This is a genomic window from Brucella pecoris (assembly GCF_006376675.1).
In the GTDB taxonomy this organism is placed as follows: domain Bacteria; phylum Pseudomonadota; class Alphaproteobacteria; order Rhizobiales; family Rhizobiaceae; genus Brucella; species Brucella pecoris.
On record NZ_VEWK01000044.1, the window covers coordinates 1 to 2,898 of the forward strand.

Consider the following 2,898-nt stretch of genomic DNA (forward strand, 5'->3'; position numbering starts at 1 on the left):
AAACGGACGATCCGGCCGCGCTATGCATGCCGGGCCTGTGAGAGTGCCATCGTGCAAGCACCTGCACCGGCGCGCGTATTTCAGAATCCGCGGACAGCGATTTCAGTAAATCGCGGACACTTGTTTCGCTAATTCGCGGACAGTTCAGCCGCGGCGTTTTTCAGGCCTGTTGTTGATCAGACTTACGTTCTTTCGTTGTCCGCGCTGAGCGTTATGTCAATGCCGGATTTGGCTTTGCGCATGCTATCCCCTTCCAAATTGATGCGGTGAGCATTGTGCACGACGCGGTCGAGTATCGCATCGGCAACGGTTTCGTCCCCGATTAGGTCGTGCCAGGTATTTACCGGAACCTGTGCGGTAATGAGTGTCGACCTGCGTTGGTATCTCTCTTCGATGATTTCAAAGAGATGGAAGCGCTGCTGATCGTTGAGCGTGTGCGTGGCGAAGTCGTCAAGGATCAGCAACTGGACCTTCATAAGACGGTTCATGAGCCTTGGATAGCGACCGTCCAGCTTGGCCATGGCGAGATCTTCGAAGAGGCGGGGCGCGCGAACATAGAGAACCGAATGGTCATGTCGGGCAGCCTGACGGCCCATCGCACAGGCCAGCCATGACTTTCCCGTGCCAGTTTTCCCTGTCACGATCAAATTCTCATGGTTTGTCAGCCATTGTCCCTGTGCGAGTGCCATTGTCGCCCGGCGATCAATGTTACGTGCCGCATGAAAGTCGATATCTTCGACACAGGCCTGCGGGAAGCGCAGCTTTGCGGCGACCAGGCGCGCCGTCAGCCGTTTATCGGCGCGCACTGCAATCTCCCGGTCGAGCATGAGGCCCAGCCATTCTTCTTTGTCCATCGCACGGGCTTCGGGTTGGTCTGCCAATTCTCGCCAGGCAGAAGCCATGCCCGACAGACCGAGTGTGTACATGTGATCAAGCGTTGGATTGGAGAGCATTCTTATTCCTTCTTTTTTAGGGGCACGATGCTGACAGACTTCGTTTCGTGCTGTCAGCTCGATCGATGAAGCCTGGGGTCCCTGGGGCGCGCAGCTTTCCACATTGCGTAGCGCTTCAGGGGCTTCAGGCCGGACACCAGCATTATTGCCAGCGATTTCAATGGTAATAGCCGCGGCCACGAATGTTGGAATGAATGGGTAGTGGCTTTCCGACTTCCTCGACCGGGTGAACCCGATCAAGGCCTGCCTGCAAAATGGATCGGACTGAGGTATAGGTCAGCGCGTTGATGACAAGCGCTCGTTCGCAGGCAGCGTCGAGGCGATCATGCTCATAGCGTCGGGCAAGGGAGAGAATGCCAAGCGCTGCACGATATCCCTGTTCCGGATGTGGTTTGTCGCGGATGACCCGTTCGACAAAAATTCCTGTATTGGTGCTGATGCCGTTGGCCTGCCGGATCAGGCTTGCCGCGCTCATTCCGGCATGCCGCTGATGGGATTTGGGCATATGTTCCTTCACGGTGACGTGTCCGTTACGCTCGGAACGGCGGCGATGGGACGCAATCCGCTTGTGGTTGAAGAATATTTCGACCACCCGATGCGTCAGGCGTACGGTGACCATTTTGCCGATCAGCTGATGCGGCACGGAATAGAAGGTCTTTGCCACCTCGACATGGTAATCGGAATGGACCTTGGCTGATTTCCACTCCGCATACTCGAAGTCTGCCGTCGGCAACGGGCGGAGAGCGGCGCGCTCTATCTCCTCAAACAACGCGTGCCGGGACTTGCCGGTATGGCGCATGGGGCGGTTGTTGATGTCTTCCAATAGCTCGGCAATGGCAGCGTTCAGGTTGTCCAGCGAGAAGAAAGTCTGATTGCGAAGCCGCGCCAGAATCCAGCGTTCTGCAATTAAAACAGATCCTTCGATTTTGGCCTTATCACGGGGCTTTCTTACGCGCGTCGGCAAGATTGTCGTGCCGTAATGCTCACTGAAGGCTTCAAATGTCGCGGTGATCGTTGGCTCGAACCACAGGGCAACCGCAACACCTGACTTGAGATTGTCGCAGACAATGGCCTTTGTCACGCCGCCAAAATAGTTCAGCGCCCGTTTCTGTCCCTCAATCCAGTCTGGTAGCTTCTGGCTCTCACTGGCATAGGAGAAGATCAAATTGGAGGCCGGAAGAACCGCTACAAAAATCTGCGCCTGACGTATCTCGCCGGTCTGTGGGCTGACAAGCGGCACCGTGTGGCCCGCATAGTCCGTCTGCATTGTCGCTCCGGCCTCATGCCGGTTGCGATAGCGCGGCGACACTGTTTGCTCATAAGCTGCAAAATTCGTGCAGAACCACGTATATCCATAACCGTCCGGATGAGCGGCGCGATACTCCTGCCACAACAGCGTCAGCGTCACGCCCTTGCGCTTCAACTCACGCGAAACATACGAAAAATCTGGCTCTTGGGTGTCCTGGGGCGGACGGCCAGCCTGTTTGAACAACAGCTTCTCCAACTGCCTGTCGTCATCAAAGGCGACCGGTATTGGCCACATGCCAATCCCCGCCTGACGCGCCCGGTGCAGGTAAGTCGAAACCGCCGTCTTTCCTATTCGAAGCCGCTCCGAAACCTCGCGGACAGACAGGCCCTGTTCAAAGGTCAGTCGTAAAATCGATCGGATATCTTTCATCGTAATGCGCTTTGCTTGCTTCCGTCTTGGCATCAAACCTCCTGGTCGAAGCAGGAAGAAAATCATGCCCAAACGGCACCTGCAAAAACGCGCGCAAACTGTCCGCACATTACTGAAATCGCTGTCCGCGAATTACCGTAATGGCTGTCCGCATATTACTGAAAAAGGTGTCCGTGAATTAGTGAAACCCGCACCGGCGCGCGTGATGGACGGTGGCATGGTGACCACGGCGTTTGCCGCGCATGTCGCTGTTTCGAAGTTTGCCTG

The 2,898-nt window shown here is 56.0% G+C and carries 2 protein-coding genes and 1 pseudogene; 1 reads left to right on the forward strand and 2 read right to left on the reverse strand.

The window, feature by feature from the left end:
* Positions 1-182: 182 nt before the first annotated feature.
* Positions 183-953, reverse strand: coding sequence for an IS21-like element helper ATPase IstB (istB, locus tag FIB18_RS24510; RefSeq protein WP_109989929.1), 771 nt, complete (start codon positions 951-953; stop codon positions 183-185).
* Between the two features lie 157 nt (positions 954-1,110).
* Positions 1,111-2,664 (reverse strand): IS21 family transposase, encoded by a 1,554-nt coding sequence (gene istA, locus FIB18_RS24515; RefSeq protein ID WP_109989928.1) that lies wholly within the window; start codon positions 2,662-2,664, stop codon positions 1,111-1,113.
* Between the two features lie 31 nt (positions 2,665-2,695).
* Between istA and FIB18_RS24520 the strand changes: the two are divergent.
* Positions 2,696-2,898 (forward strand): annotated as a pseudogene (locus FIB18_RS24520) (hypothetical protein); the annotation flags it as partial.

Coding starts and splice junctions, on each gene's coding strand:
- istB (WP_109989929.1), bottom strand. CDS start 953: ATGCTCTCCAATCCAACGCTTGATCACATGTACACACTCGGTCTGTCG.
- istA (WP_109989928.1), bottom strand. CDS start 2,664: ATGCCAAGACGGAAGCAAGCAAAGCGCATTACGATGAAAGATATCCGA.